The 25042-nt window shown below is 42.6% G+C and carries 21 protein-coding genes; 12 read left to right on the top strand and 9 right to left on the bottom strand.

Annotated elements, in window-relative coordinates:
* Positions 1–101: 101 nt before the first annotated feature.
* Positions 102–1328, bottom strand: coding sequence for a phosphoglycerate dehydrogenase (gene serA, locus AC0J5Y_RS02135; protein WP_475131326.1), 1227 nt, complete (start codon positions 1326–1328; stop codon positions 102–104).
* A 399-nt stretch (positions 1329–1727) separates the two neighbouring features.
* Here serA and AC0J5Y_RS02130 point away from each other — a divergent pair, with 399 nt between their 5' ends.
* Positions 1728–3170, top strand: a complete 1443-nt coding sequence (locus AC0J5Y_RS02130; RefSeq protein WP_475131325.1) for an FAD-binding oxidoreductase — start codon at positions 1728–1730, stop codon at positions 3168–3170.
* A gap of 141 nt (positions 3171–3311) precedes the next feature.
* Here the strand turns inward: AC0J5Y_RS02130 and AC0J5Y_RS02125 are convergent, their stop codons facing one another.
* Positions 3312–3944 (bottom strand): BLUF domain-containing protein, encoded by a 633-nt coding sequence (locus tag AC0J5Y_RS02125; protein ID WP_475131324.1) that lies wholly within the window; start codon positions 3942–3944, stop codon positions 3312–3314.
* 521 nt (positions 3945–4465) lie between these two features.
* On the opposite strand from AC0J5Y_RS02125, the gene AC0J5Y_RS02120 reads away from it, so the two are divergent.
* Both AC0J5Y_RS02120 and AC0J5Y_RS02115 read left to right on the top strand, forming a co-directional pair.
* The gene (locus AC0J5Y_RS02120; protein WP_475131323.1) at positions 4466–6103 is read left to right on the top strand and encodes a nitrilase-related carbon-nitrogen hydrolase; all 1638 of its coding nucleotides are present in this window, start codon (positions 4466–4468) and stop codon (positions 6101–6103) included.
* Between the two features lie 112 nt (positions 6104–6215).
* Positions 6216–6767, top strand: a complete 552-nt coding sequence (locus AC0J5Y_RS02115) for a protein disulfide oxidoreductase (RefSeq protein WP_475131322.1) — start codon at positions 6216–6218, stop codon at positions 6765–6767.
* A 96-nt stretch (positions 6768–6863) separates the two neighbouring features.
* Here the strand turns inward: AC0J5Y_RS02115 and AC0J5Y_RS02110 are convergent, their stop codons facing one another.
* On the bottom strand, positions 6864–8222 hold the full coding sequence (locus AC0J5Y_RS02110; RefSeq protein ID WP_475131321.1) for an NCS1 family transporter: 1359 nt from the start codon (positions 8220–8222) through the stop codon (positions 6864–6866).
* A 68-nt stretch (positions 8223–8290) separates the two neighbouring features.
* On the bottom strand, positions 8291–8989 hold the full coding sequence (locus AC0J5Y_RS02105; RefSeq protein ID WP_475131320.1) for an aspartate/glutamate racemase family protein: 699 nt from the start codon (positions 8987–8989) through the stop codon (positions 8291–8293).
* 153 nt (positions 8990–9142) lie between these two features.
* On the opposite strand from AC0J5Y_RS02105, the gene AC0J5Y_RS02100 reads away from it, so the two are divergent.
* From AC0J5Y_RS02100 to lspA, 3 genes are all read left to right on the top strand, one after another.
* Positions 9143–9859: a GntR family transcriptional regulator gene (locus AC0J5Y_RS02100; RefSeq protein WP_475131319.1), complete on the top strand. Its 717-nt coding sequence runs from the start codon at positions 9143–9145 to the stop codon at positions 9857–9859.
* 656 nt (positions 9860–10515) lie between these two features.
* Positions 10516–13359, top strand: a complete 2844-nt coding sequence (ileS, locus tag AC0J5Y_RS02095) for an isoleucine--tRNA ligase (protein ID WP_475131318.1) — start codon at positions 10516–10518, stop codon at positions 13357–13359.
* Positions 13352–13990, top strand: a complete 639-nt coding sequence (gene lspA / locus AC0J5Y_RS02090) for a signal peptidase II (RefSeq protein WP_475131317.1) — start codon at positions 13352–13354, stop codon at positions 13988–13990. The genes ileS and lspA overlap by 8 nt, the downstream gene beginning before the upstream one ends.
* A 95-nt stretch (positions 13991–14085) precedes the next feature.
* On the opposite strand, the gene AC0J5Y_RS02085 is transcribed toward lspA, so the two are convergent.
* On the bottom strand, positions 14086–14772 hold the full coding sequence (locus tag AC0J5Y_RS02085; protein ID WP_475131316.1) for a DUF1294 domain-containing protein: 687 nt from the start codon (positions 14770–14772) through the stop codon (positions 14086–14088).
* Positions 14773–14902: 130 nt separating this feature from the next.
* Between AC0J5Y_RS02085 and AC0J5Y_RS02080 the strand changes: the two genes are divergently transcribed.
* Positions 14903–15400, top strand: a complete 498-nt coding sequence (locus AC0J5Y_RS02080) for an FKBP-type peptidyl-prolyl cis-trans isomerase (protein WP_475131314.1) — start codon at positions 14903–14905, stop codon at positions 15398–15400.
* Between the two features lie 42 nt (positions 15401–15442).
* Complete coding sequence (locus tag AC0J5Y_RS02075) at positions 15443–16483, top strand: NADP(H)-dependent aldo-keto reductase (RefSeq protein ID WP_475131313.1); 1041 nt, start codon at positions 15443–15445, stop codon at positions 16481–16483.
* Between the two features lie 155 nt (positions 16484–16638).
* Here AC0J5Y_RS02075 and AC0J5Y_RS02070 read toward each other — a convergent pair whose 3' ends face one another.
* The gene (locus tag AC0J5Y_RS02070; protein WP_475131312.1) at positions 16639–17439 is read right to left on the bottom strand and encodes a lysophospholipid acyltransferase family protein; all 801 of its coding nucleotides are present in this window, start codon (positions 17437–17439) and stop codon (positions 16639–16641) included.
* A 413-nt stretch (positions 17440–17852) separates the two neighbouring features.
* On the opposite strand from AC0J5Y_RS02070, the gene hflX reads away from it, so the two are divergent.
* The 4 genes from hflX (at position 17853) to AC0J5Y_RS02050 (ending at position 22030) form a co-directional block, all read left to right on the top strand.
* Positions 17853–19319, top strand: coding sequence for a ribosome rescue GTPase HflX (gene hflX, locus AC0J5Y_RS02065; protein WP_475131311.1), 1467 nt, complete (start codon positions 17853–17855; stop codon positions 19317–19319).
* Positions 19320–19609: 290 nt separating this feature from the next.
* On the top strand, positions 19610–20038 hold the full coding sequence (locus AC0J5Y_RS02060) for a CidA/LrgA family protein (protein WP_475131310.1): 429 nt from the start codon (positions 19610–19612) through the stop codon (positions 20036–20038).
* 31 nt (positions 20039–20069) lie between these two features.
* On the top strand, positions 20070–20759 hold the full coding sequence (locus AC0J5Y_RS02055; RefSeq protein ID WP_475131309.1) for an LrgB family protein: 690 nt from the start codon (positions 20070–20072) through the stop codon (positions 20757–20759).
* A gap of 458 nt (positions 20760–21217) precedes the next feature.
* Positions 21218–22030: a lytic transglycosylase domain-containing protein gene (locus tag AC0J5Y_RS02050; protein ID WP_475131308.1), complete on the top strand. Its 813-nt coding sequence runs from the start codon at positions 21218–21220 to the stop codon at positions 22028–22030.
* Between the two features lie 135 nt (positions 22031–22165).
* Here the strand turns inward: AC0J5Y_RS02050 and tsf are convergent, their stop codons facing one another.
* From tsf to AC0J5Y_RS02035, 3 genes are all read right to left on the bottom strand, one after another.
* Positions 22166–23050 (bottom strand): translation elongation factor Ts, encoded by an 885-nt coding sequence (gene tsf / locus AC0J5Y_RS02045; protein WP_475131307.1) that lies wholly within the window; start codon positions 23048–23050, stop codon positions 22166–22168.
* Positions 23051–23306: 256 nt separating this feature from the next.
* Entirely contained in the window at positions 23307–24101 is a 795-nt protein-coding gene (gene rpsB / locus AC0J5Y_RS02040) for a 30S ribosomal protein S2 (RefSeq protein ID WP_475131306.1), read from the bottom strand.
* A 490-nt stretch (positions 24102–24591) separates the two neighbouring features.
* Positions 24592–25041, bottom strand: a complete 450-nt coding sequence (locus tag AC0J5Y_RS02035) for a chemotaxis protein CheX (protein ID WP_020442731.1) — start codon at positions 25039–25041, stop codon at positions 24592–24594.
* Position 25042: the final 1 nt, after the last annotated feature.

Raw genomic sequence — 25042 nt, 5'->3', positions numbered from 1 at the left:
TAAAATACGATAAAAAAAGAGGCTCTTATGAATAGAGCCTCTCTTTTATATCATTTGCTATTTATAGCAACAATTATAAATTTAAACTATTAACACAAAACTTAAAACAAAATACGTACACGAATCGTTTCTTGAACGTCTTTTAGCTGATCTAACGCAGCGGTTGAGTCGTTATAATCGACATCCATAACGAGATATCCAACATCGCCCTCCGTCATCAAGCTCTGCGCCAAGATATTGATATTTGCTTCAGCAAACAGACGGTTAATCTGTGACAGAACACCTGGTACGTTTTTGTGTATATGCAGCAGGCGATGCGTGCCTTCTTTAAATGGAATCGATACTTCTGGGAAGTTGACCGCCGTTGCCGTATCACCTTGGTCAGAATATCGCACAAACTTATCTGCAACTTCTAGTCCAATATTTGCCTGCGCTTCTTGGGTTGATCCACCGATATGTGGAGTCAAAATAACATTATCGAACTTACGCAGTGGTGACTCAAACTCTTCATCAGCAGATTTTGGCTCTTTTGGGAACACATCAATTGCTGCACCCAAGATTTTGCCAGATTCAAGCACGGCAGCAAGATCATCAATCTCGACGCAAGTACCACGTGCGGCATTGATAAAGTAGCTGCCGTCTTTCATATGTGCAAACTGCGCCGCGCCCATCATGTAGCGTGTGCTTGGCAAATCCGGTACATGCAAAGTCACGATATCAGCAGTAGATAATAGCTCTTCTAAGCTACCTACTTGTACTGCGTTACCTAGTGGCAGTTTGGTTAAGACATCATGATAGATAACCTTCATACCAAAGCTTTCGGCTAATACAGATAGCTGCGAGCCAATGGAGCCATAACCGACGATACCGATGGTTTTGCCACGTACTTCATGTGAGTTAGTCGCAGACTTACCCCAACCACCGCGATGGACAGTGGCATTCTTTTCAGGGATGCCGCGATATAGCATGATGGCTTCAGCCAATACCAACTCAGCAACCGAACGGGTGTTTGAGTACGGTGCGTTAAAGACGGGAATACCGAATTCACGAGCAGCATCTAAATCTACTTGATTGGTACCAATACAAAAGCAACCAATGCCGATAAGCTTATGTGCATGCTGAAGTACTTCACGCGTCAGCTGCGTGCGCGAGCGAATACCGATAAAATGAGCATCTTTAATCTTTTCAATCAGCTCATCTTGATCCAATGCATGACTAATATTTTCAATATTTTGATAACCAGCATCTTTTAATACTTTTAAAGCATTGTCGTGCAGACCTTCAAGCAATAAAAACCGGATTTTGTCTTTTTGGAGTGATAACGCCATGTGAGAACTGTCCTATAATTGTCTTATAAAAATCATCTGAGGGATAAGCTTGGATGAATGAAACGAAAAGAGTCCGGATATCTTACACAAAATTGGGCAACGATGTTAGCAGATTAGATGAATTATTGGTTATCAATCCTGAAAACTTTTTATGCTATAGTGAATCTTGCTATCCAGATGAGCAAGTACCGTTTCTTTATGCTATATACGCATATACAAAGGCAAACTAATAACACTCTATGATTGCGACGACTATTAAATTGCAATAATATACATCGTTAATATTCCCTTAATAACATACACCATTAAACATGTTTAGTTATAGCCATTTGGTTATATGATAATTCCCATAATAATCCCCTCTATGCATAGCACTCACGTTGATACCGAGATTTGACCATGACTTCTTTATCTAGCCAAACCCTATCTGAAACCCATGCAGCTGCTGTTCAAACCATCCTCAGCGCTCTGCTTGCTACCCACCATTTTGATGCCAGCCAAATCAAAACTGACAGCGAGAGCTTAGAGCATTGGGGCAAAGACTGGACCAAGCATTTTGCGCCAGCTGCTTCTGCTATCGTCTTTCCAAAAACCACCGAGCAAGTACAAGCGATTGTACTGCTTGCCAATGAGCACAATGTGGTCTTGACCCCAAGTGGCGGTCGTACCGGTCTGTCTGCGGGTGCCGTCGCCGCCAATGGTGAGATTGTGGTCAGTATGGATAAGATGAATCATATCGGACAGTTTTATCCTGCTGATCGTATGGTTGAAATTGAAGCGGGTGTGGTCACTCAGCAATTGCAGCAGTTTGCCGAATCAAAAGACCTATACTACCCTGTCGACTTTGCCTCAGCTGGCTCCAGTCAAATCGGTGGCAATATTGGCACCAATGCTGGCGGCATCAAAGTTATTCGCTATGGTATGACCCGTCAATGGATTATGGGGCTGACTGTCGTCACTGGTAAAGGGGATATCTTGCAGCTCAATCGCGGTATGGTCAAAAATGCCACTGGATATGACTTACGTCAATTGTTTATCGGTAGTGAAGGTACGCTTGGTTTTGTCACCCATGCACAAATCAAGCTTGAACGTCAGCCGCAAGACCTAAACGTCATGGTGCTGGGTATGGACAGCTTTAATGATGTCATGAATGTGCTCTCTGCCTTTCAAGCACAAATCGATTTGACCGCGTTTGAATTCTTTGATGACGTAGCGATTGATAAACTGATGGCACATGGACAAGTTCAAGAGCCGTTTGAGTCACGTACCAAGTTTTATACCTTGCTAGAGTTTGAAGCGCCATACGAGCCAATCATGGATAAAGCCATGGCAATATTTGAGCATTGCATGGAGCAAGGCTGGGTGGTCGATGGTGTCATGAGTCAAAACCTCACTCAAGCGGCAGAGCTGTGGAAGCTGCGTGAATATATATCTGAGACCATCTCAGTATTTACCCCTTATAAGAATGATGTCTCGGTACTGATAAGCTATGTACCTGAGTTTATCGCTGAGATTGACCATATCGTCAGTAGCAACTACCCTGACTTTGAAGTTTGTTGGTTCGGTCATATCGGTGATGGGAATTTGCATTTAAATATCTTAAAGCCTGAAAATATGAGTAAAGATGACTTCTTTGCAGAGTGTCAAATCGTGAACAAATATGTGTTTGAAACGGTGCAAAGATATGGCGGTTCAGTCTCTGCTGAGCATGGCGTTGGTATGACTAAAAAGCCGTATCTATATTATAGCCGTAGCGAGACTGAGATTGAATATTTGCGCGAGGTTAAAAGAGTCTTTGATCCCAATAATATTATGAACCGTGGTAAGATTTTTGATATGTGATTGATTACTTATCCAATGTATTAAAAGCTTAATCACACAAAAAAGACGCTAAACGTTTAAGTCTAGCGTCTTTTTTATAAAGGCAGTTTTATCATCAATAATAAAACTATACCGTATGTTTTATGATCTTCATCATGTAGCTTATAAATATAATAACATCAGTCCTATAGCCAAAAGCACACTCAAAAAACCCTGAACAACTAAAAATGCTTGATGCGGCGCAGCGACATGGCGCACCATATTACCTAGCGCATTGTAAGTGATGCCCGCTGCATTGATATGAGGCGGCGTATCAAAATTTTTGATCACTTGTAAGAATAATTCGGTATGATCGGGTCTCCAATCGTGGGGCAAAAATGGCAAAAACGGTGCTAGCTGTGCCGCTTGTTTTTTGGTCGCAGGTGACCATAACCAACGTTCCAAAAACAGTAAGCGCATACGCCAATCAGAAAAACTGCGCTGCTTGATGACTTGCACTAATAGCACTTGAATGTTTTTATGACGTGTATCGACATATATACGCTGAATTAGCGTCAGTACTCTGGCTTTTTCACCTTCAATGCACTGCAAAAAATGCCCATTACCATAACATAGAGTACCTGTGATACCCTGCTGCTGATTATAATTACGCGCATGACTTTCCACTTCTTCGAATATCGTCGTACTAAAACGCGAACTAAGCGTCATGCTACTGACGTACACCAATTGCATCAGTGCAGTATCTTCAATTTTATCTAATGTTCTAAAAGCAGCAGTATGAATTTCAGGCGTCATTAAAAATTCCTAACGGGTTAATATCAAATATGAGCAAGGAAAAACAGCCAAATAAAATTAAGTATAAATTTATCAAATGATGTCTCAACGAGGCAGAAAGACTCACAAAAACCTAGCAAATCTTTACGACGTTTGACTGTCATTAGCTGGCGAGCTTGATATCATACCAGTCGACATGTACTTCAATAAAACTATAATCAGCAGTCAATGTACGTTAAAAGGTAGTCAAAGCACTCTTGAAGTGCGATAGAACCACTTGCAAACTTATAAAAATGCCTCATTAAAATAGATCATATGAGAAACGATCCTTATAACTTATTGTAAATACACAGATAAATGATTGTAACGATTCTCACAGCCTATTGGTATATTTTTCTCGACATTGTTATGCCGAAACCTTGTCCTTAAGTTTGCCATTATTTCGCCCACTTATATAAAAATTAATCGCAAGATGTGTCGTACTTTCATTTATCAATATCTCTTATCAACACCCGCATACAGAAACGACAGACAGGAATTTTATGAGTAAGATAGAAAAACCAGAAGACTTTCATTTAACAATTGCTGAGATTAAGAAAAAAGACTACCCGCAACTAAAAGCCTTAATGGACCGTGTGTATGTCAATTTAGGCGGTGCATGGTCAAAGACTACCATTAATACTTTGATTGATGCCTTTCCAGAAGGGCAGATTGCCTTATTCGATCATGACCAGCTGATTGGTATTGTCCTCTCTATGCGTGTTGATTATGCCAAATTCTCTAATCCGCACACGTATGATGACTTGATTGGTCATAAAGAGATTATCAGAGACAACCCTGAAGGCGATGCTATCTATGGCTTAGACGCTCTCATTGATCCTGAATATCGTGGTTATCGCTTAGGTCGCAGGCTGTATGATGCACGTAAAGAGCTTTGTCGTCAGTTGAACTTTCGCGCTATTTTGGCGGGTGGTCGTATCCCTAACTACCATAACCATCAAGATTTGACCCCGGGTGACTATATTGATGCGGTTGCAGCACGTGAAATTCATGATTCTGCGCTATCTTTCCAGTTATCCAATGGCTTTATCGTCAAGCGTATTTTGACCGCTTACTTACCAGATGACAAACAGTCTAAAGGCTTTGCAACCTTACTTGAGTGGGCAAATATTTATTATGAACCCAAAGACTATAAGCCCAATACGCGCAAATCTGAGGTGCGCATTGGCGGTATCCAGTGGCAGATGCGTGAAGTTGAGTCACCAGAAGAGCTATTGCAACAGGTTGAGTTCTTTGTCGACGTTATGGCGGATTACAACTCAGACTTTGCCTGCTTGCCAGAATTTTTTAACGCGCCATTGATGGGTTTGTGTGAGTCAACGGATCAAAACATTGCGATTCGCTTTTTGGCAGGTTATACCGAGTGGTTTAAAAACGAAATATCGCATTTAGCGGTCAGCTATAACGTTAACGTTATTATGGGCTCCATGCCATTTCTAGATGAAGACGACACGCTGTACAATGTCAGTTATCTATGTCGCCGCGATGGAACGGTTGAAGAACAGCGCAAGATTCATATTACCCCTCATGAGCGTAGCGCTTGGGTCATCGAAGGCGGTGATGAGGTCAAAGTATTTGATACGGATGCTGGTCGTATTGGTATTTTGGTCTGTTATGATGTTGAATTCCCTGAGCTTGCCCGCTTGTTGGCGCTCGACGATATGGATATTTTGTTCGTGCCTTTTTGGACAGATACCAAAAACGGCTATTTACGCGTACGTCACTGCGCTCAAGCGCGCGCTATTGAAAACGAATGCTATGTGATGATTTGTGGCTCAGTTGGTAACTTACCGCAAGTTGAGAGCTTAGACATTCAGTACGCGCAGTCGTCTATTTTTTCACCGTCAGATTTTGCATTCCCGCATGACGCGATTATGGCAGAAACGACGGCCAACACTGAGATGGTTTTCTTTTCAGATGTGAATTTAGACAAGCTCACTCACGTTCGTAACGAAGGTTCGGTACATAATCTGCTGGATCGCCGTGATGACTTGTTTAGCTTAAAATGGAAGAGAAAGTCTAAAGTATCTGCCAGTAAGCTGAGCGATGATGAGCTCAGAGAAAACTCTGGTAGCGTGCTGCTAGGTGACCCTTTACAAAACCGTGCGCAAAAGTCTTAATCATCTCGACTAAAATCTTTAATGTATTGAATAATACGGCTGACCATTCAGCCGTATATTTTTATCTATTAAAAACGACTTATAAAAACCACCGAGCAAAAAAGTAGTTCCTATGACCACCAATATTGATAAGATGAATGAGAAACCTAAAAAGACGCCTAGGCAAAAAACACTGTCAATTATTAAAACTGTGCTGCTCTACGGCTTGGTATTTGCCATTATTTATACTACTGTTAACTGGTGGCGACAACCGGTCATGCCAGTCAATCCACAGTTGAAATTGATGGATTATCAAGGGCAGAGTATTGATTTGGCAGCAATGAGTACAGATGAACCCACGCTGGTCTATTTTTGGGGAACATGGTGTCCGATATGTAGCGTGACCTCGCCAACTATTAATACGTTAGCAGCAGAAAATAACTATCCAGTCGTTACAGTCGCTATAAAGTCCGGCTCTGACCAAGAGTTACACAGCTATCTTAAGCAAAACAATTATAGTTTTAATACTGTAAATGATGAAGAAGGCGCTATCTTTGATGATTGGCAAGGGCAAGTCACGCCCTCTTATGTCATATTAAAAAATGGCGAGATGAGCCAAGGGCTTACAGGTATTCAACCACTATGGTCATTAAAACTAAGACTGTGGCTGTCGTCAGTTTTTTAGGGCTGAAACTAGCTGTAGTCTTAGTTTAGCACCTCACGCAAAAACCCTATAGCAGAGCTCACTGCTATAGGGTTTTTGTCTAAACATTTGAACAAATTAGGACATGAAACGCTGTGCAGCAGGCATCTTTAACATCAAGATCCAATAGATAGCGCCTGCTGGAATTAAGCTTGCATACCAAGAGATACTTGAGAAGAGTAGAGCGACTACAATCCCCACTACCATAGCGATAACAGCTGCCATGTTGACGCCCTTATAGGGACCATTCTCATCATATAGCTTGTCAAGATCCAGCTTTTGCTTACGTAAGAAATAGTAGTCAACGACTAAGATGGCAAAGATAGGACCCAAAAATGCTGAGTAAGTTTGAATAAATAAGTTTAGTCCCGCAGCAGATTCATCTTTTACTAACTCCCAAGGGAATGTTCCAAAGGCAAGCAACCCAACAATAACTGCAGCGGTTTTATACTTAATTTTGAAGATATCCATTAATGCATAGGCAGGCGGTACGACGTTGTTTAAGATATTGGTAGTGACCTGCGCAAAAGCAATGAAAAGCATCGTAATGATTAATAAAGGCTTGTTATCAACGGCGCTAGAAAACACCTTGATAGGATCAACTTCACCAGTCGCACTGGTCACCATCACACCAATCAGACCCATAAACAATGTTGCAGGTAGGATAGAGTTGGCATAAATGGCTACTTGACGAAAAAGACCAACATCTTCTTTTAGTTCACGCGAATAGTCAGAGACGTTAAGCATCATCGTACTGTAAACGCCTAAAAACAGCATGGTTGCACCCCAAAATGGCGCTCCCCAAGTCCCTTCTGTATTGATAAGATTGGTTGAGATCACATCACCATATTTATTAATCACACTAATAAACATGTAAATCAATGAACCAATAATAAAAATTGAGCCAATGTTCTCAAGCCATTTGATACCATGAAAACCCAAAACGGATAGACCAATTTGTAAAAACTGAAAACCAACAAAGAAAACGATTATATTGCTGTATCCAAACAAGGCATCAGACACCAGATTTAGTGCACCGGCACCAATCCAGCTCTGAAAGCCAAACCAAACAATCGCAGGTACAGAGCGCACCAATGCTGGTATGCGACTACCAGTAAAACCAAAAGATGAACGGCTTTGCACCATAAACGGGATGCCATATTTATGACCTGCGCGACCGTTAATCATGAGCGCTGCCCCAATAACCGTACAACCAATGGCGATTGCTAGCACTACTTGTAATAAGTTAAGGGTACCAACCAAACCTGACCCAACGGTGAAGGTACCAATGGAGACACACCCACCCAACCACGTAAACAAATAAGACCAAGAACCCATAATTCGTGTGGTTTGCGGCGCTAGGCTCTCTTCACCAACCCCTTTATGCTCTATTGTTTTTACACCTGCCGTAGCAACGGCTCCTTGAATATTGTCCATCACCTTCTCCTTCCTTGAGAATGTTGAATATTTATTGGTTGATAGCTGTTTCGTCCATCTCTATTTATTTAATGTGGGATAGGTGTTGCATAGGCGCCAATTTTACTGGTTTTTAGACCACAGCCAACCAGTGCCTCAATCATACGAGTAGCCACAGTCACACCATCAATCACAGGCACACCTGTTTCTGCAGTCAGCCATTCTGTTAGGTCTGCCATCCCAGCACAGCCCAAAACTACCGCTTCGCAGTTGTCTTCACGCACTGCACGTAAAATTTCATCACGAACTTTTTCACGGGCACCAGAGCCAGCTTCCTCAAGAGCAAGCACGGGTATGGCAGCAGAGCGTACTTTTCTACAGCGATGAGATAAACCATAACCATGAATCAAATCTTCAATCACAGGTACAGAACGTGGCAAAGTGGTGACCACACTAAAAGAGGTTGAAATCATACTAGCGGCTTTGACCGCCGCTTCACAAATTCCAATAACTGGACCTGAAAACACTTCGCGGCAAGCACCAATACCTGGGTCATCAAAGCAGGCGACGACGACACCATCAATTCCTTCTTGTTCCGCTTGTTGTAAGCGTTTAATCAAACCAGGGACAGAGAGCGCTTCATCATGATGCCCTTGAATAGATGCAGGCGAATCCGTTCCAGAAGCGCCAATAATGGTCGTACCTGCACTGGCTTTTTGACGCGCGCTTTCAACGATTTTATCGGTCATAGAAGTGGTCGAGTTTGGGTTCATCACTAGAATTTTCATAGAGCCTCGCTATTCATAGGTTATCGTCATTATTCACAGATCAGCAGCATTTTATATTTGTTAACAATCATTGTTAATCATTATTGTTAACAAAACAATCTATTTTTTTAATATTTGTTGTAGCGATAACAGTCGCACACTATAATTGTGTCTATGAAAATAGAGAAAACCAAACAAACAGTTCCTGCGCTCGACGAAATACCCGAGCAAACCATTATTAACTCCATCACTGCTGCGGTGTCAGAGCAACGCTTGCCTGCTGGAACAAAGCTTGGCGAGCAGATGCTGAGTGACTTGTTTAATTGCAATAGAGCCAATGTGAGGCGAGCACTCTCTACCCTTGCAACGATGCATGTGGTGCAATTACAGCCCAACCGAGGCGCTTTTGTTTCAACTCCGTCACCGAAAGAAGCCGGTGATGTGTTTGAAGCACGGCGCACGATTGAACGTACGCTTGCCCGTAAAGTAATCAAAAATGCCAGTCTGCAAGACATTGTTGACATGCGTGCTACGATAGCTGCCGAAGCTGAAGCGCGGGCGCAAGGTGATAAACCCGCGGAGCTGCGTCTATCGCGCACTTTCCATATGCAGTTGGCGATGATTTCAGGCAATACAGTTTTAGAGCGGTTTTTGAGTGAGCTTACATTACGTACCACACTAATCATTGGGCTATATAACAAAGTTGGCTCATCTAACTGCGCTGAAGACGAACATCTTGGCATGGTAAATGCCATTGAAAACCGGGATGAAGAAGGTCTGTTATTGCTGATTAATCAACATTTGAATCACTTAGAATCTAGCCTGGATTTTAAATGCGCAGCAAAACCTTTCTTTAGCTTAGCCGAGCAGCTGACTATCGTGCCTGCTTGAGTATTGGTAATAGAAATGCACTTGCAGCACCCTTTAAAGCCGTTTACATTAAAAAACCTGCCAATCATTTGACTGGCAGGTTTTTTATTTAAAATAATCAGCTGCGATAAAAACTAACCAACTAAAGCATCTATTTTTCTATACTGATAATCTAGAAATTCTGCTACGGCTTTATACGTCATATGACGTTGGGTGGTATTCACACCTTAACAAGCCCATCTTAGTCAGTGTATGTTTCATTTCTTTAAATCGAATTGAATCAGATATGATATGTGATGCAGATTGAAATCCATGAGTAAAAACAGTTAAATCAACAACGACCATCAACTACTGAAAGTAGGGATTATCTGACGATAGTGATATGATGCAGTCTTGCACATAAAGACAGCATGGACATTGATTGCTCAATTCATTATCACCTTTATTATCCTAGCAGATATAAAATAATTACCAATCGCTCGTTAAATGAATTTTGTGGCGGTTTTGGCGGACATAGAAACGATACTCGGCAGCTCTTCTTACCCCACTCTTTTTGTCATATAATAGCGAGTGTTATCTACTTTCAATCAAATTATTACTCTAACTTTTGTAGCCAGCTTTACACGCACTTTTTAATTCAATTTACCTTTTCATCACCATTCTAAAAGACGCCTTCTATGACTGATAAAAGTACTGATATGCCAAGCCAAGACTATAAAGACACCCTAAACCTTGCAGACACGCCGTTTGCGATGCGTGCAAACCTTGCCAAACGTGAGCCAGATTGGCTAGCAGCTTGGGAAGCAGATGATGTTTACGGTAAAATTCGTGCGGCACGTGCTGGGGCAACCAAATACATTTTGCATGATGGTCCTCCATACGCCAACGGTCAGATTCACTTGGGTCATGCAGTCAATAAAGTACTCAAAGACATTATCGTAAAATCAAAAACGCTATCTGGTTTTGATGCGCCTTATGTGCCCGGTTGGGACTGTCACGGTCTGCCTATCGAGCAAAAAGTCGAAGCCAAACATGGTAAAGTCGGTCAAAAAGTTTCTGCAACCGAATTCCGCGGTCTCTGTCGTGAATACGCTCGTACTCAAATTGAACTGCAAAAGGCGGATTTTAAACGACTGGGTGTGTTTGGTGATTGGGACAATCCTTATCTAACGATGAACTTCCATCAAGAAGCCAATATCGTGCGCGCCCTTGCCAAAATTTATGACAATGGTCATGTGACTCGCGGTATGAAGCCGGTCAACTGGTGCTTGGACTGTAGCTCTGCTCTGGCTGAAGCTGAAGTTGAATATCAAGATAAAGTTTCAGACGCCATTTATGTCAGCTTTGATATTGTAGACCGTGACAAAGTTGCGGCATTGGCTGAAATAGACGGCAATATCGCTGCCGTTATCTGGACGACGACGCCTTGGACATTGCCTGCCAACCAAGCTATTGCAGTGCATCCTGAGCATGACTATAGCGTGGTCGCTACTGAAAACGGCAACTTGCTACTGGCGACTGATTTGGTTGAGTCGGCGTTAAGTGAATTTAAACTTGAGAATAAAGGTGTCTTAGCTACCGTATCAGGTCGTGAGCTTGAAGGTCTACATGCTCAGCATCCACTGATTGAAGCGCGCCAAGTGCCATTAATCTTAGGCGATCACGTAACGACTGATAGTGGTACTGGCTTGGTCCATACTGCACCGGGTCATGGTCTTGACGATTATATTGTCGGTCTAAAATATAATTTGCCTGTTGAAAACCCAGTGAGTGGTACAGGTGTTTATTTAGAAAGCGCCGCGGTATTTGCCGGTGAGCACATCTATAAAGCCAACCCTCAAATCATCGCTGCCCTGCACGAAAACGGTCATCTGGTTAGCCATACCAAAATTGAGCACAGCTATCCGCACTGCTGGCGTCATAAATCGCCAATCATTTTCCGAGCCACGCCGCAATGGTTTATCAGCATGGAAACACAAGGTTTGCGTGAGCGCGCACTTGCTGATATTCCAGCGGTTCAATGGACACCAGCTTGGGGTCAAAACCGCATTGAGTCGATGATGACAGGTCGTCCAGATTGGTGCATCTCTCGCCAGCGTACGTGGGGCGTACCGATTACTTTCTTTACCCATAAAGAAACGGGTGAACTACACCCAAATACGCTTGAACTGATGGAAACAGCAGCACAAAAAATCAACGAAGGTGGCGTAGAAGCATGGTTTGATGCCAGCTGTGAAGATTTTTTAGGCGCGGAAGCTGCTGATTATGATAAAGCGACTGATACGTTAGATGTTTGGTTTGACTCTGGCACCACGCATTTTGCCGTACTTGATCAACGCGACGAGCTGACCAACCCTGCTGATATGTACTTAGAAGGCTCTGACCAACATCGTGGCTGGTTTCAGACGTCATTGCTGACCTCAGAAGCCATGTACGAGCGCCCACCGTTTAAGCAAGTTCTGACCCATGGTTTTGTGGTTGATGAAAACGGTCGCAAGATGAGTAAATCACTGGGCAATATCATAACCCCGCAAGAAGAGATCAATAAAACGGGCGCAGATATGTTGCGTTTATGGATTGCATCGAGCGACTATCGTTATGAGATGAGCGCGGGTAAAACTGTCTTTAAGGGTGCAATCGATATGTATCGCCGCATTCGTAATACCCTACGCTTCTTGCTTGCCAATACCGATGATTTTGATCCTGCTACCAATAGCGTTGATATTAATGAGCTGGTGAGCCTTGATAAATTTATCATTGAGCGTGCGCAAACAGTACAAGCACAAATCATCAGTGCTTATGATGCGATGGACTTTCACCAAGTCACGCAGCATATCACCGCGTTCTGCTCGCAAGACTTGGGTAGTTTTTATTTAGATATTATCAAAGACCGTCAATACACCACCCAGACTGACGGTCAGCCGCGCCGCTCTGCGCAAACAGCTATTTATCATATTGCTGAAGCATTGATTCGCTGGATTACGCCGATTTTATCATTTACGGCCCAAGAAGCATGGGAAGTATTGCATGGTGCTGATAGCTATGTGTTCACTGAAGAATGGTACAGCTTCCCAGAGTTTAAGCTGAGCGCTATTAGCAACGATGACTGGCAGCGTATCATGCTAGCAAAGGATATGGTCAATAAGCATATCGAAACGGCACGCGGTGAAAAAATCATCAATGCCAACTTATCCGCTGACGTCACTCTATATGCTGATGGCGCTATGCATGAAAGCTTAGATAAGCTTGGTGAAGAGCTGCGTTTTGTCCTTATCACTAGTAGCGCAACTTTAAAGCCTTTGAGCACTGCCCCTGCTGATGTAGTAAGCACAGATGAACAAGCGGACAGTAATAGTTCAGCGGCAGATTTAGTCGTCGAAGTAAATGCTGCAACCGGCACCAAGTGTGTGCGCTGTTGGCATATCCGTGATGACATTGGCATAGATAGCGCACATCCAGAATTATGTGCGCGCTGTGCAACCAACGTCAGCGGTGATGGAGAGGTGCGCCACTATGCCTAACTCAACACCTAATCCCACGAACTTACCGGATGATAAACAGCCGCCTATCGACGTCGAAAGTTCACCTAAACCGGCTCATGCCACTACGGGTAGCTCATCGACGCCGAAGAGTCGATTGAACAAGACACCAAAGATGATTGCTAATGGTCGCCTTGCGTTTAACTGGTATCTGTTGTCACTGGTCGTGATTATCCTGGATCAATGGACAAAATGGCTTGCAGAAACCAATCTGACCTTTCTTGAACCGGTGCCTGTGATTGAGCCGTTTCTAAACTGGACGCTCGCTTACAACTACGGCGCTGCTTTTAGCTTTTTGGCAGATGCAGGCGGTTGGCAAAAATGGTTTTTTTCAGGTTTGGCGCTGGTGATGTCGCTGTTTTTGATGGTGTATTTGATTAAAGCGCCTCGCCAGGCTAAGCTACTCTCTATCGGTCTGGCTTTAGTGCTTGGCGGTGCCATTGGTAATTTAATCGATCGCTTATTACATGGTCATGTGATTGACTTTATCCATGTGCACAATGCCGATGTTTGGCATTATCCGATTTTTAATATTGCTGATATGGGTATCAGTATTGGTGTCGCGATGATTATCATTGATATGCTGTTTTTAGAAAAGAAGCGTGAAGTTTAACGCGTCTCAAGGCATATCGCTTCATTAATGGAAAAGGTGGATTGCATTTTCGTAAATCCACCTTTTCTTTGGCTTTTATTCTCACCATCTAAAATCTATAACAATCCTTCTAGAAAATCCAAACCGCCACCTGCCAATATAAATAGTAACCCTGCCATGTTAATGACGACAGTCAAATAATACGCAATACGGAATTCAGGCTTTTGTGACTTATGACGCAAGTAGGTTTGTGCGACCATTGCTCCGACCCAGCCACCAAGCGCACTTAAAATATGTAATGTCATCTCAGGTGTTCGCCAGTCGTTATTTTGAGCAGCCGCTTTGTCTTTAGCATATATGGTATAGGTTATGAGTCCTAAAGCCACATACCAACCAACAACCAGCCAGCTTAGCTTATTCATGACCGCTAGTAATAGTAAGACACCATAAAAACCAATACCGAGGAACAAACGCTTCTTTTGTCCTTCCTCAAACTCTGCTTGCGCACTGCGTCTATGATTACGCTGTCTAATTTGTTTGTTTTTTTGCGCCATTTTTTGTTGGACGAAGCTTAATTCTTGTACCTCTTTTGCTTGCAAGCGTCTTTGATTATCATAGCCAACCGTAAAAACAACCTTTTCGCCGATAACAGGACGACGCTGCGCTTTGAATTCGCTGACATGAAAAAACACCGACTCGCCCGCTTCGGTTTCAATAAAGCCAAAGCCTTTATCATCTTGCCATTTTGTGACTCGACCTTGTTGTCTGTTTGCCATCAGTTTTGCCATAAATGCTGCACTCACTTTTAGATTCGCCAAATATATTACACTATTTACGTTACACTATTGGCGCTTACAACCTTTTCTAGATGACTTATCATTTCTTATATTAATGTCCACCTAACTTCCTACTCCAGTAATAGGTAAATTTTCCATGACCGACTCACAATTTATCACACCCAATGAAGATGTACGTATCACTTTTGGCAGCCTAGTTAAGCTGCATTTTGAAGTGTCGCTCGAGAATGGCACCGTAATTGATTCAACCTTTAGCCGTGATACACCCGTTACTTTAACTATAGGTGATGAGAGCTTATTACCTGGCTTTGAGCAAGTGCTGATGAATCTGCGTGCAGGCGATACACGCTCCGCTCATCTTGAGCCAGAGCAAGCATTTGGTGAATGGAATCCTGACAACATTCAACGCTTTAGCCCTACTCAGTTTGCGCTTATCGCTGACAATCCTCAGATTGGCATGCTAGTAGAATTTGAAGATAAAGGCAAAAACACTCTACCCGGTACGATTAGCGCCATTACTGATGACGAAGTAGAAGTAGACTTTAACCATCCACTTGCGGGACAATCCGTGCTGTTTAAAATTAAAATCTTTCAAGTGACGCCGCCGGGTGTCACAGGTATCAAGCTCATGTAATATAAAAAATTGCTTTAGAATAAAATAAAAAAGGAAGAACATATGCAATATCAAACACTGCCACAGCTCAATGAAAAAGTCTCCAAAATCTGCTTGGGAACGATGACATGGGGACAGCAAAATAGCGAAAGCGATGCCCATGAGCAGATGGACTTAGCACTCAGTGAAGGCGTAAATTTCTGGGATACTGCTGAGATGTATCCCTCACCGCCAGAAAAAGACAAGCAAGGCAATACTGAGCGCTTTATGGGCACGTGGTTCCAAAAGACCAAACAACGCGATAAAGTTGTTCTTGCCAGTAAAATATCGCCAATGGACTTTTTGCGTGACGGGCAGACACGGTTTAATGCCAAACATATCAGCGCTGCGATCGATGGCAATCTTGAGCGTTTGCAAACCGATTACATTGATATCTACCAACTACACTGGCCTGAACGTCAAACAAACTATTTCAGTCAGCTCGGTTATACTGAAGCAATGGCAGCACAGCCGCTCGATGATTTGACGCCTTTTTTAGAGACCATCCAAGCGTTAAATGATGAGATTAAAAAAGGTCGTATCCGTGCTTATGGATTATCAAATGATACTGCTTGGGGATTGATGCGCTACTTATGGGAAGCGGATAAACATGGTTTGATCGCCCCTATTACGGTACAAAACCCTTATAGTTTGCTGAACCGCTTATATGAAGTAGGTATGGCAGAGATTGCACATCGTGAAAATGTAGGTTTACTTGCTTATTCACCACTAGGCTTTGGTGTGCTATCTGGTAAATATCTGGACGGCAAACGTCCCGCTGGTGCTCGTTTGACCATGTATGATCGCTTTGCCCGTTATACCAATAAAGAAGCGCTATCAGCCACCGCTCAGTATGCCAAAATCGCAGATGACGCCGGTTTAGATATGGCGCAGATGGCATTGGCTTTTGTTAACTCACGCTCGTTTGTAACCAGTAACATCATTGGCGCGACCACTATAGAACAGCTGAAGTCTAACATTGATAGCATTAACTTAACCTTAGACTCAGATATACTAGACGCTATCGAAGCGGTACATACTCAACAACCTAATCCTTCACCATAATTTTGCGTGGTCATAGATTGATATTGTTCAGCTTTCAACAATCTGAAGTTCAGGTATTTGCATAGCAAAGAAAAAGGCGCAAGTCGTTAGTATTAACTACTAAGATTTACGCCTTTTTTATACACGTTTAAATAACCAATTTAAAGCGTATATAATTAAACTTTCGCTATTTTTGTCAATACACGCGAATGTAATTCAGCTAAGCCTTCTTGCATACGTGCTTGCAATAAATCTGTCAGCTGACTTTTGCTCAAACCTTTAGGATCGATCGCTTCTAGTGGTAAGACGTAAGCTGTGACATCTTTACTATCTAAAACCTTTTTCAAACTGTCTTTCATCGTCAGCTTACCGTAATAAGGCAGCTCTTCACTCAACGTACCGTCTTTATTGACATACGCAATTACTAGCGGGCGCACAGGTACATCAGCATCTATCGCCGCTTGTAGCAAGGTGCCATGAATACGTTTGATTTTTTTGCCATCTGTAGTGGTCGCTTCAGGGAAAAAGATAACCGAGAAGCCTTTGGTCAAAAAGTTAGCAATCTGCGCCGCAACTGAGCCGACATCACCGGAACCACGCTCGATAAATACTGTGCCTGCTGCGTGTGCCAGCTTACCAAAGATAGGCCATTCACCAATCTCGGCTTTGGATAAGAAAAAAGCGGGGCTCACTGTACCGACCACAGGGATATCCATCCATGATACATGATTAGAAACCCATAGCCCATGATGTTGCTCTACGCGCTCAACGGCGATAACCTTGACGCCAAAAGAGCCTGCCATTTTGCGACAAAAAGCTTGAATGTAACGCGGCAGTGTTTCGCGTGGTGGTTGTTTAAATGCCCCGATACGTTGGGCAGCGCGCAGCCCACCAGCGATGGTGGTGGTCATACCAGCAATCTGTTTGCCTCGCCCCAATTGCTGTTTGATTGAAAAGCCTGTCTTGGATTGGCTCATCTGTGTCCCTCGTAATTAAAACTTATGATTATATATGGTAAACAAACGCAATGAGTATAACAAAGTTTATGCAGTCAGTGACGACTTGTTCACTGAGTTATGGATAGGTTTTGTGAGTAATTTGCTGCTAATGTCTTTAACTGATTCAGTTTAGAAAGAATATTACGCTGCCAAGATAAAATCCTACTTAATGAACGCTGTAACATAAAATCATCGCTAATTGTGTGAATACGCTTTAATATCAACTGATAAGACCACATATAAATGGTTATCTGAACGCAACTATGCTGATTATTCTATTTAGATAAGCTTGGTAATTTATTCAATGTATTGAATAAAACCCAAATATTTAGAACTGGTATTTAGAATAGGCAGCGTCGCGATTTATTTACTTTATGGATAGGTGATACTCTTTGGAATATTTTGAAAGACATACCGGTGGCGAGCGCGCCATCATCGTACATTTAGACATCCGCCAAATTCAAGATCCTGATGATTTGGGTGAATTTGAGCTATTGGCAGACTCAGCAGGCGCAGATCGCTTGGCACTGGTCACAGGATCACGTGCCCGTCCTGATGCCAGATATTTTGTTGGTAGCGGCAAAGCAGAAGAGATAGCAGAACTGGTGCGTGAGCATGATGCAGATATTGTCCTGTTTAACCACAGTTTGTCACCTTCACAAGAGCGTAATATTGAAGCCTTGGTACAGTGTCGTGTGCTTGATCGTACAGGTCTGATTTTGGACATTTTTGCGCAGCGCGCCCGTACTTATGAAGGTAAGCTGCAAGTAGAGCTTGCACAGCTTAATCATTTGTCGACACGTTTGGTGCGTGGTTGGACGCATTTGGAACGTCAAAAAGGTGGTATCGGTCTACGTGGACCCGGTGAAACCCAGCTTGAGACGGATCGTCGCTTGCTACAAGTACGCGTTATGCAGCTCAAAAGCAAAATTGAGAAAGTCAGACAGACGCGCGCACAGGGTCGAGCCCGCCGTCAAAAATCAGATGTGCCGACTATCTCGCTTGTGGGTTATACCAATGCTGGCAAATCTACCTTGTTTAATCGCTTGGTCGATGAAAACATCTATGCGGCCGATAAACTGTTTGCGACGCTTGACCCGACGTTACGCCGCTTAGACTGGCAAGGTGTTGGACGCGTAGTATTGGTCGATACAGTCGGTTTTGTCCGTCATCTGCCGCATGAGTTGGTCGAATCGTTCCATGCGACACTAGAAGAGACACTTGAAGCAGACCTATTGCTCCATGTCATCGATTCTTCGAGCGAAGATATGCATGAGCAAATTCAGGCGGTGAAAGACGTACTGGCTGAAATTGATAACGACGTGCCTGTGCTCAATGTCTATAATAAGATTGATTTGACCGATGAGCCTGCACGTATCGGTTATGCTAGCGAAGGTCAACCCAACCGCGTCTATGTTTCTTCTAGAGAAAATTTAGGCATGGAAGAGTTGTCATTAGCCGTGCAGCAGTTACTGACTGGCACACTGACCACCTTTGATTTGACACTACCTTATAGCGCAGGGCAGCTAAAAAATGCTTTGTATGAGCTCGGCGTTATTCAAGAAGAAAGCTATGATGACAATGGTCATGAGTGCTTAACGATTCGCTTGCCAAGTGATAGACTGAGACAGTTTCTTGGTCAAGCCAACTTAGAGCCTCTAGATGTATTGCCATTAGCGCAAGCAACATTGCTGATGCCCATACTTGAAGAGTTTGAGCAGCCTGATGATGTGGAAGAACAAACGATGACGGACGCTGAAGAAAAAGCGTTTGCTGAATTTGAGGCGTTAAATGCTGAAAATGAAAGATTAGCAGCAGATTCAATGGAAGATGGTCGAACATCTGAATCACAAAAATAAGTCATCTACTTAACGTATTTTGAATAACATTAAAAATACGTTAAAAAGGACGCTACCATAGCGTCCTTTTTTGATGCCAGATCAATACAGCACAAAGGATAGGCTTGTACCAGTAACAGCTATACATCGACATATCGATTTTATTACTTACGGACTATAGGGTCACTATTGACCGATACGCTTTATTAGTTGCGACACTCTATATATAATCTTTTATATACTGCACTCGTGAGTCTCCTCTCAATCATCTTTTTACTCTTTTATTTATCCCTGACTTGGTCCACTTGCTTATGAAGTCTACCCATTCTTCAAAAATGCCCTTATGGATGGCATTGCTCCTGACGCTCACCATTGTCGTTACTGTGCGTGAGTCGGCAGTATTTGTCTGTCAGTTGGCGGGTATTGAAAAAGCGGCCAATATCGTCGGCTTACTGACCATGTTTTTTATTCTGATGATTTGGCGATTTATCAAAGGTATTCCAGGCTGGCTTACCCAAGCGAGTAATACTTTACTTGTCGATAGTGGCTTTGCTTTTTTGCCAGTTTCAGCCGGTGCAGGCTTGCTGTTATTTGCGTTAGGGGATGAGCTATGGGGCTTTATGCTTACCATCATGATTAGTACGCTGATCCCGATTTGGGGATTTGCCGTGTTATCCAATCGTTGGCTGAGCCGTAATAATGATATGAACGGCAACACTACTATCAATGAGCAAAAATGACAGACTTGAGCGGTATTAATAGAGGAATCTTATGAGTTTTGATAATATGTTTGTGGCAACCTTTGCGGCGATATTCCTGACTTTAGCAGCCCACGTAATTGCTCGCATATTGGCACGCAAACTTTCATGGTTACCGATGGTCATTACCGCACTAGTATTGGTCGTTATATTTCTATTTATTTTCCAATGGGATTACAATCATTATTACGCCGTAGCCAAACCCGTTTTTGACCATCTATTAGGGTATGTCACTGTCTTATTGGCAATACCTTTGGCTGCCATGAATTTCAAAGGTTTACCCATCAAGAAACTTGTCTTGATTGTGGCGATGGCGAGTTTGATTGGCGCATTATTACCGATGTCATTGGCATATCTATTTTCACTCAGTCACGATACGATACTAGCCTTTGCCAGTCGTTCAGTGACCACACCGATTGGTCTGAGCATTGCAGATTTAATCAAAGCACCGCTAGCGATGGCAAATCTGATTATTATCGTCTCAGGTCTCATTGGCGGGACATTAGCGCGTTTCTTATTTATTGGCATTGAAGATGACCGTGCCAAAGGCTTAGCGCTTGGCTTAGTCGCTCATGCGTTCGGCACCGTAGAAGCATGGCAAATCAGTCATACAGCAGGCAGATATGCCGCGTTTGGCTTAGCAGTGAATGGTTTGGTCACTGCTGTCTGGGTACCTATATTTGTCACAGCATTGTCTGCTTAATGGTCCTTTAATATAGCACTGCTATTCTAATACGGCTGCGAATATTTAGATTCATCGTGTATTTCGATGCTTTTTGGCAAATATTAATGATAATAGCCCTCTTCTATTTTGCCTTCATTATAAATGGTCTGTAACTAATTCTGACCTCGCACTCAATAAGGTACACTGCAATACCATATTGATTTTATTAAAAATTTTTACAATTTAAATGTTTGTTTGGCCAACTTGTCAGGGCAATCAGATGTAGTAAAAAGTTATTATATGTTATAGTAAGCAACTATTATTTTTTGTATCTATTGCAATTGGTTCTGTTAACCGTGGTTCTGCGTCGTAGCCCTTAATGTTGGTGGCTATATAGTGTTATGAAATATTGCAGATAGGATAACCGCTTTATTGCGCAAACCAATGCGTCCATAAGCAAGGCAATTTGCTACTACTCGATAAAAAGTGATAACCCTATGATAAATGTTGCACCTTTCATGACCCACTGCTTGTCTCCCGTTTTACTTACTGCCGTCGCCCTATCTAGCTTATCTATTGCTGCTCAAGCAGGCAATATGTATATCTATAAAGACAAAGGCGGACAAGTACTTCTCACCAACGTCAATCCCAGTGGCAATTTTGATAAGTTCACTAAAAAAGTAAAAGTTACTTATTATAAAGACTCTAATCTATATAATAATGGTAGCAGTAACAGCAATAATAACTATGGCAGTAGCTCAGCTAGTAACAGCGGTACTCGTAACTCTTACGATAGCTATATTTTGGCTTCAGCGCAGCGCCACGGTGTCGATCCAGGGCTTATGAAAGCCATGATGCATACTGAGTCAGCCTTTAACCCCAATGCTCGCTCGCCAGTCGGTGCGCAGGGTTTAATGCAGCTAATGCCAGCTACAGCACGTCGATTTAAAGTAAGTAACCCTTGGAATCCTGCTGATAATATTGAAGGTTCTGCCAAATATATCGCTTGGCTGATGAAGCGTTTTAAGAACAATGTAGAATTTGCCGTTGCCGGTTACAATGCGGGTGAAGGTAACGTCGATAAGTATAATGGCATTCCACCGTTCAAAGAAACGCGTAACTATGTCAAAAGTGTGATGAGCCGCTATCACAGCCTATATAAAAATGATTCAGGGTTATCTGGCAATACGATGAATGCCAATAATAGCAATACCAGTAATAGCAGTGGCATGCAAAACGTCAGTTATGGCACCAGTAGTAACAGTAATAGCGCAAGCTATGCCAACTCTGCTTATTTGGCATTGCGTTAATCCAAAATAAAAACCCCAGACCTAAAAAAGCCCGTTAAATAAATAACGGGCTCTTTTATGCTTGATTGCTTATTATGTCAAACAATCTATAAGTACTGAGCAAAAACAAACTCAGTACTTACTGCATTTTAAAACTTACTTGTTAGCTAATGCTTGAGTTGCAGCAACTTCAGCAGCAAAATCTTCTTGCTTCTTCTCAATGCCTTCACCGACTTCTAGACGTTTGAAGCCAAGTACTTTTACGCCTTCAGCTTTTAATACGTCACCAACTTTTTTCTCATTGTCCATAACGTATGGCTGACGTAATAAAGTAACTTCTTCTAGGTACTTACGTAGACCACCTTCGATCATTTTTTCAACGATGTTGTCAGGCTTGCCAGACTCACGTGCTTTTGCTTCAATGATGTCTTTTTCGCGCGCTAATAGATCAGCAGCGACGTCTTCATCAGCAACAGCAACAGGGTTGAATGCAGCGATATGCATAGCAAGGTTTTTGCCAGTTTCTGCACTGCCACCTTCATAAGATACTACTACGCCGATACGTAGACCATGGCGGTATGCAGCAATGTTAGCGCCTTCAAGTACTTCAACACGGCGAATTTGGATATTCTCACCGATTTTTTGTACCAAAGATACGCGAGCTTCTTCAATAGTCTGACCATTACCATATGGCAATTCAGCAATAGCAGCGACATCAGTCACATTGTTTTCTAATGCAAGGTTCGCTACTGTTTCTGCAAAGGCTGCGAAGTTTTCATCTTTTGCAACGAAGTCAGTTTGGCAGTTAACTTCTAACAAGAATGCTTTGTTATCGCCTTGAGCGATGATGATAGCGCCGTCAGCTGCGATGTTACCCGCTTTTTTAGCTGCTTTTGCTTGACCAGATTTACGTAGGTTATCAATGGCAGTTTCGACATCACCGTTTGATTCTTCTAACGCTTTTTTACATTCCATCATGCCAAGACCAGTACGGTCACGCAATTCTTTTACCATTTTGGCAGATACTTTTACTTCTGACATAAGAGTTACCTTTTATTATGTAGGTGAGTATTATTATATATGGGAGTGCACGATATCTAAACGCACTTAAACTCTGTATAGCGGCTTAACAACGCCACTTTAACAAATCCGCTTTAACAATAAGGCATGACGAGTAATACTACATCATGCCTATTGTTTGTCTTTATGCTGTCTATACTATAAGTCATGTTATATGGCTGTTAATAGAAAAACTATCAAGGCAGCCTTATAACATCAAACCATATCACTCAGCGATTTATTCTGCTGGAGTAGCAGCTTCTTCAGTTTGAGCATCAGCTGCTTCTTCAGTAGCAGGTGCTTCTTGCTCAGCTTTACCACCAGCTTGAGTTTGTGCGTATTCTTTACCGGCGATGATTGCATCAGCCATAGAAGTTACGTACAAAGTCACAGCACGGATAGCATCATCGTTTGCTGGGATGATGTAATCAACGTTATCAGGATTAGAGTTAGTATCAACGATACCGATAACTGGGATACCTAGGTTCTTAGCTTCTTTGATAGCGATTGCTTCATGATCTACGTCTACAACGAAGATTGCGTCAGGTAGACCGCCCATGTCTTTGATACCGCCCAATGAACGCTCAAGTTTTTGCATATCGCGAGTACGCTCTAACGCTTCGCGCTTAGTAAGCTTGGCGAAAGTACCGTCTTCTGCTTGCTTCTCAAGCTCTTTTAGACGATTGATTGACTGGCGTAGTGTTTTCCAGTTAGTCAACATACCACCTAACCAGCGATGGTCAACGTATGGCATGCCAGCGCGTGCTGCTTGCTCAGCGATAACGCCGCTAGCTGCGCGTTTAGTACCAACAAATAATACTTTGTTTTTCTTAGCTGCTAAGCCGTTTGCGAAAGTCAATGCTTCGTTAAACGCTTTTACTGTGTGTTCTAAGTTGATGATATGAATCTTGTTACGGGCACCAAAGATATATGGTCCCATTTTTGGATTCCAAAAACGTGTTTGGTGACCAAAGTGAGCGCCGGCTTGTAGTAGGTCGCGCATTTCGATTTTGGTTGGATTCTTTGTAGCCATGTTTACTGTCCTGTTGGTTGGGTTATGCCTCCACATCACAAAAACTGCCTATCTAGCGACACGCATCTGCTAGGAGTTAGATGAAATAAAGCACCTAACTGTGCAGCAAATTAATCAAGTCGCCAAACACCCAGCAATTTTTTGCCATGATGTGTGTGTCATTGGTTGATGGGTTGGTTAAAAAACTGAGCTACGATTTGAACGTACAGAATACTATATGATAAAAAATAGCTGGGCTGTATTTTATCATATAACGCTTAGAGACTGCTAGCGCTATTATAGTCAGGGAAAAGCAATATCGATACATAACGTACTGCTGATATTAATTTTTCTTGCTTGCTGTGCCTACGCAGACAGAGGCTGCAAAAAATTTATACCAGCAGTACCGTAGCGTTTTTAAGGTATTTTAACTATATAAGGTTTAAGTGGATGATAATGCATAAAAAAAACGACGTTGCGACGTCGTTTTTTTAACCATTTTAGAATAAGATTAAGCGATACTGATACCGATGACTGCTTTATAGCCTCGCCACGTAAATGGCGTGACATAGCTTTGGCGGTCTTTTGGCAGATAAGGAATACTGGGTATCCCTTCAATAATCTTAGGAGGTGAGATAATAAAATCAGCACCAAACTCGGTACGGGCATTGCCTGAAATGGTATTTGCCATCTCACCCAACAAGTCTTTCATCATCGTCATAGATGAGTCAGGCTCGCCCATCACCTTGATAACTTCACGCAACATGTTGCTTGGAGCGCTGACATAGACACAGCCTTCAAGCGGTCCAGATATTTTAATCATGCCGCTATAATCATAGCCAACAGCATTTTTATTACTGTTTAGGTAAGGCGTATCAATGACCACTGCCTCAGCATCAATCTGTGCAAAAAATGCACTGATTGAACTTAAAAAGACGCCTAATTTTTCTACATTAACCATA

Source organism: Psychrobacter sp. TS_SC_6, assembly GCF_056156305.1.
This window is presented reverse-complemented; position numbering and strand designations above follow the sequence as displayed.